We start from the raw sequence: 5,571 nt of genomic DNA on the forward strand, positions 1-5,571 counted from the left end.
GTGCACGCTTGATATCAAGTATCAGGCATCAAATTTTAGGCCTTAAGCAACACTGGAGTACGTTATGGCTGGTAGAACGCTATATGACAAATTGTGGGATTCCCACTTGGTTAAGCAGCGTGAAGATGGTTCTTCACTAATCTATATCGATAGACAACTTCTGCACGAAGTAACGTCACCGCAGGCTTTTGAAGGCTTACGTCTGGCTGGTCGTCCTTTATGGCGAACTGATGCTAATATCGCGACACCTGATCATAACGTCCCGACAACTGACAGAACTGGCGGAATTGAATCTATTACCGATGAAGTTTCACGTATCCAGGTACAAACCTTGGATGACAACTGCGAAGCTTTCGACGTGCTTGAATTCAAAATGTTAGACAAGCGCCAGGGCATTGTGCACGTAATAGGCCCAGAGCAGGGCGCTACCTTGCCGGGCATGACGGTTGTTTGTGGTGATTCCCATACCTCTACCCATGGCGCATTCGGTGCCTTGGCTCACGGTATTGGCACCTCTGAAGTTGAGCATGTTATGGCCTCCCAGACCCTTGTTCAGAAGAAGATGAAGAACATGCTTGTACGTGTGAACGGTTCAGTTGGCGAAGGTATCACAGGTAAAGATATCGTTTTGGCTATTATTGGCAAAATTGGTACGGCTGGCGGTACAGGTTGCGCAATTGAGTTTGCAGGTAAAGCAATTGAAGAGCTGTCTATGGAAGGGCGAATGACCGTGTGCAACATGGCTATCGAAGCTGGTGCACGTGTAGGTGTTATCGCAGTAGATCAAACGACCGTCGATTACGTAAAAGGCCGTTCATTCGCGCCAAAAGGCGAGATGTGGGACGCCGCAGTCGAAAACTGGAAAGACTTGCACAGTGATGACGATGCTGTCTTTGATCAGGTTGTCGAGCTAGAGGGCTCTGAAATCAAACCTCAAGTTACCTGGGGAACCTCTCCTGAAATGGTGCTTCCGGTAGATAACAATGTGCCTAACCCTGACAACGCTAGTGATGCAGTTGAGAAAGAGGGCATCGAGAAAGCGCTTAAGTACATGGGCTTGGAAGCAGATATGCCTATTACTGACATTAAGCTGGACAGAGTATTTATTGGTTCTTGTACTAACTCAAGAATTGAAGATATTAGAGCGGCAGCAGAAGTGGTCAAGGGGCGCAAGGTTGCAGACTCTTTAACGCAGGCGCTGATTGTTCCAGGCTCTGGCTTGGTCAAGGAGCAAGCTGAGCAAGAAGGGCTGGATAAGATTTTCTTAGAAGCCGGTTTTGAATGGCGTGAACCGGGTTGCTCAATGTGCTTGGCAATGAATGCAGACAAGTTGGGTGAAGGCGAGCATTGCGCTTCAACTTCAAACCGTAATTTCGAAGGTCGCCAAGGCTTTGGTGGTCGTACGCATTTGGTTAGCCCTGCCATGGCCGCTGCGGCTGCCATAGCCGGTCACTTTGTTGATGTACGTGAATTTATTAAGGGGTAAAAGCGATGAAAAAGTTTACACAAGTTAAAGGTATCGTTGCTCCGATTGATCGTGCCAATGTCGATACCGATATGATTATGCCAAAGCAGTTCCTTAAGTCGATCAAGCGCACGGGNTTTNGTATTAACTTATTTGATGAGTTGCGCTATTTGGATGAAGGCTATCCTGGGCAAGACTGTTCAAAGCGCCCATTGAATATGGACTTTTCGCTTAACCAGGCGCGCTATCAGGGGTCAAATATTCTTATTGCACGTCAAAACTTTGGTTGTGGTTCATCTCGTGAACATGCGCCTTGGGCGCTTGATGATTATGGCTTTCGTGCTGTTATCGCGCCGAGCTTTGCGGATATTTTCTTCAACAACTGCTTCAAGAACGGTATTTTACCGATCGTTCTGAGTGAAGAAGATGTTGACGTAATCTTCAACGAATTATTCGCAAACGAAGGTTATGAACTAAGTATTGATTTAGAGCAACAAACCGTGACTTCACCGAGTGGTAAAGTATACAGCTTCGAAGTCGATGACTTCCGTAAGCACTGTTTGTTAAACGGTTTGGATGATATTGGCGTAACGCTAGAAAACGTCGAAGCAATCAAGGCTTATGAAGAGAAAAGAAAAGCTGAAGCACCTTGGTTATTTGTAGATTTTGAGCGATAAAACAGACTTATTGGATTATTTAAAAGAGTTTTCAAGATGAAAAAATTAGGACTTGTTGGTTGGCGAGGCATGGTAGGCTCCGTGCTAATGCAGCGCATGAAAGAAGAAAACGACTTCTCATTGGTTGAGCCTATTTTCTTCACAACCTCACAGGCTGGCCAAGATGCGCCAGATGTTGGTCAAAGTGAGAAAAAGCTTAAGAGCGCAACCGACATTGCTGAATTATCAGCAATGGATGTCATCATTACTTGTCAGGGTGGTGATTATACCAAAGAGGTATTTCAGCCACTGAGAGACTCAGGCTGGGACGGCTACTGGATTGACGCAGCTTCTGCGCTTCGTATGGATGATCAAGCGATTATCGTGCTCGATCCTGTTAACCGTGACGTGATCGATAAAGGCCTGGCATCAGGCGTTAAGAACTACGTTGGCGGAAACTGTACGGTCAGCTTAATGCTGATTGCGCTAGGTGGTTTGTTTGCTGAAGACTTGATTGAGTGGGTTTCACCCATGACTTATCAAGCAGCTTCAGGTTCTGGTGCCAAGCATATGCGTGAACTAATCTCGCAGATGGGTGATATTCATAATACTGTAATTAATCCACTATCAGACCCTGCAAGCGCAATCCTTGATATCGACAAAGCGGTCGCTGAAAGGCTGCGTTCTGATGAGTTTCCAAAAGACCAATTCGGTGTGCCGCTTGCGGGTAGCCTGATTCCTTGGATCGATACCCAGCTACCTTCAGGGCAAAGCAGGGAGGAGTGGAAAGCTGGCGCCGAGACAAACAAAATACTAGGCATTGAAGACACACCGATCCCTATTGACGGCCTGTGCGTGCGTATTGGCGCAATGCGTTGTCATAGCCAGGCCTTAACGATCAAGCTGAAGAAAGATATTTCAGTGGAAGAGATTGAGCAAAAATTAGCGAAGGCGAACGACTGGGTTAAGGTTATTCCGAATGATCGTGAGCAAACGATTAATGAGCTTACACCTACTGAAGTAACTGGTACGCTAAGCATTCCTGTTGGTCGTATTCGTAAGCTTACAATGGGGCCGGAGTATATTTCAGCGTTTACTGTAGGTGATCAGCTACTATGGGGTGCTGCTGAACCTCTAAGAAGAATGTTACGCATCTTGTTAGAACAGTAGTTAGCTCTGATTGAGCCATATTTTCAGTTTTACATAAACAATATGGCTCAATTCTTCCTCCCTTCTTGTACTACCTCTCATACTTCACGTTTTTACCGCTCAAGTATCCATCAAATCATTTCAAGCTGGCGAAACCCACACATATAGTCTATTTCTTATTGTCTAGATTTCTTTACTCTCTTGATCTGACGAATAGGATATTCTCGATGAAATTTGAAAAATACTTAACTGTGCTAGCACGTAATGACGGTTCTGATTTGTATTTAAGTACCGGCGCGCCGCCTTGCGCAAAGTTTCACGGAAAGTTAAAACCGCTAGAGCAAGAGCCTTTACAGCCTGGGGTAATACAAGATATTGCATATAGCGTGATGGATAGCGAACAAACAAAGGAATTTGAGCAAGAGCTAGAAATGAACCTAGCCTATACAATTTCCGGTGTTGGTCGCTTCCGTATCAATATATTCAAACAGCGAAACGAGATTTCAATCGTTGCACGTAATATCGTCACAGAGATTCCAAAGGCTGATGACCTGGGTTTACCGCAAGTATTAAAAGAGGTCGTAATGGCTAAACGTGGCCTAGTGTTATTTGTTGGTGGTACAGGTTCGGGCAAATCTACCTCTCTCGCAGCACTCATAGATCACCGTAACTCGAACGCAGGTGGTCACATTATCACTATCGAGGACCCTGTAGAGTTCGTCCATAAACATAAGAAGAGTGTAATAAACCAACGTGAAGTCGGGGTTGATACCCGAAGCTATAGAGCCGCGCTTAAGAATACTCTGCGTCAGGCGCCGGATGTTATTCTAATTGGTGAGATCAGGGACAGAGAGACGATGGAGCACGCGCTAGCCTTTGCTGAAACTGGCCATCTCTGTATTTCTACGCTCCACGCTAACAACGCAAACCAGGCGCTCGACCGAATTATCAACTTCTTCCCTGAAGACCGACGTATTCAGCTACTCAATGATTTAGCACTGAATATGCGTGCATTTATTTCTCAACGTCTAATACCAACAGTAGATGGAAAGCGTGCGGCGGCCATTGAGATTCTCTTAGGAACGCCAACTATCAGCGAATTAATCTTGCGTGGAGAGATTGAAGGCATAAAGGAAATTATGGAAAAATCCCAAGGTTTAGGGATGCAAACATTCGATACCGCTTTATTCAATCTACACAAAGCAGGCAAAATATCTCTTGAAGAAGCTATTAAGAACGCTGACTCTGCTAATAACCTTCGCTTGAAGATCAAGCTAAATGACTCGAATGGTGGAGAAGGGGATTCAAGTGAACCGTCTAAAGACACCATGGTCACGTCCAGCGGTTTGGAATTAAGCCTTGAAGAAATTAAGAAGGACGAACCCGAGGATGATTTTCCTTCGCCTTCATTTTAATGGTCCGAACTCGGCCTATAGTTTTAAAATAGCGTTTAGGCCCAGCGTGACAGGGTTGCTTAGGCATGAATGTCCGCATTTAATACTCAGACAACTCTAATAGGGTGCGCCATGCGCACCGCTGAACCCTGTGGCTCAAACAAACATAAATTGAGGTAACCCCCTAACCAGTAAGCAGAGCCTTCCACGGCTCGCAAGCGGGCTAGCACGGAGCAGAGTCATACTGATGGTGGAACCTTCTGGCAGCGAAGGGCATAATCTTCGCCGGTGCGCGCGGCGCACCCTATCAAGATAGAGATTATTCAGCCAAACCTGCATGTGGTGGACTAACGAAAAGAACACAGAGTGCTACCTTTCTCGAAGCCTGCTATCTTCACCTTCCTGCCTCTGACATAAGCCCAAGTTTATACTAGCAGTCACGACATTGCGGACATGGATATGAGTGAATGTTACTCTGACCCCAATATTTATGACCCCAATATTTAGAATGATGTTTAGGCTATTTTTACCTGATTGAGCTCATCGCAAAGTAAAAGCCCAGGCACGTTTTTAGACGACATGGCGAAAGGGGCGGGTTATAGTTCCTACTCTCCTAAGTACATATCTGTAATAACTAATCTTTATTATTGCTGATGCTTCGTTTGATAGCTTTCCACACGGTTTCGGCCATTTCGTTTTGCAGAATAAAGNGCATTATCTGCATTTTCCAAGAGATGCTTAGCTGTATCTGTTTTTTCAGGTATCGTAGAATAAACACCGATACTTACGGTGACAGCTTGATCAAAACCCTCAGCTTCAATGACATACTGATCGATACGTTTTCGAATTCGCTCAGCGACAACGATTCCTCCCTCTAGCCCCGTTTGAGGTAACACGATGCAAAACT

5 protein-coding genes are annotated in these 5,571 nt (G+C 45.4%); 4 read left to right on the forward strand and 1 reads right to left on the reverse strand.

The features are described from left to right. Nucleotides 1-64 precede the first annotated feature (64 nt). The 4 genes from leuC (at nucleotide 65) to A3761_RS16430 (ending at nucleotide 4,685) form a co-directional block, all read left to right on the forward strand. On the forward strand, nucleotides 65-1,486 hold the full coding sequence (leuC, locus tag A3761_RS16415) for a 3-isopropylmalate dehydratase large subunit (RefSeq protein WP_068553408.1): 1,422 nt from the start codon (nucleotides 65-67) through the stop codon (nucleotides 1,484-1,486). 5 nt (nucleotides 1,487-1,491) lie between these two features. Next, nucleotides 1,492-2,142 carry a 3-isopropylmalate dehydratase small subunit gene (gene leuD, locus A3761_RS16420; RefSeq protein ID WP_068750521.1) on the forward strand — a complete coding sequence of 217 codons (651 nt, stop codon included), beginning with the start codon at nucleotides 1,492-1,494 and terminating at the stop codon, nucleotides 2,140-2,142. Nucleotides 2,143-2,178: 36 nt separating this feature from the next. Beyond that, nucleotides 2,179-3,291, forward strand: coding sequence for an aspartate-semialdehyde dehydrogenase (asd, locus tag A3761_RS16425; RefSeq protein ID WP_068510289.1), 1,113 nt, complete (start codon nucleotides 2,179-2,181; stop codon nucleotides 3,289-3,291). Nucleotides 3,292-3,497: 206 nt separating this feature from the next. After that, the gene (locus A3761_RS16430; RefSeq protein WP_068553502.1) at nucleotides 3,498-4,685 is read left to right on the forward strand and encodes a PilT/PilU family type 4a pilus ATPase; all 1,188 of its coding nucleotides are present in this window, start codon (nucleotides 3,498-3,500) and stop codon (nucleotides 4,683-4,685) included. Nucleotides 4,686-5,308: 623 nt separating this feature from the next. Here the strand turns inward: A3761_RS16430 and A3761_RS16435 are convergent. Next, nucleotides 5,309-5,571 (reverse strand): GGDEF domain-containing protein (locus A3761_RS16435; protein WP_156491898.1); only part of this gene is annotated, 263 nt, incomplete at its 5' end.

It is taken from the genome of Oleiphilus sp. HI0123 (genome assembly GCF_001635315.1).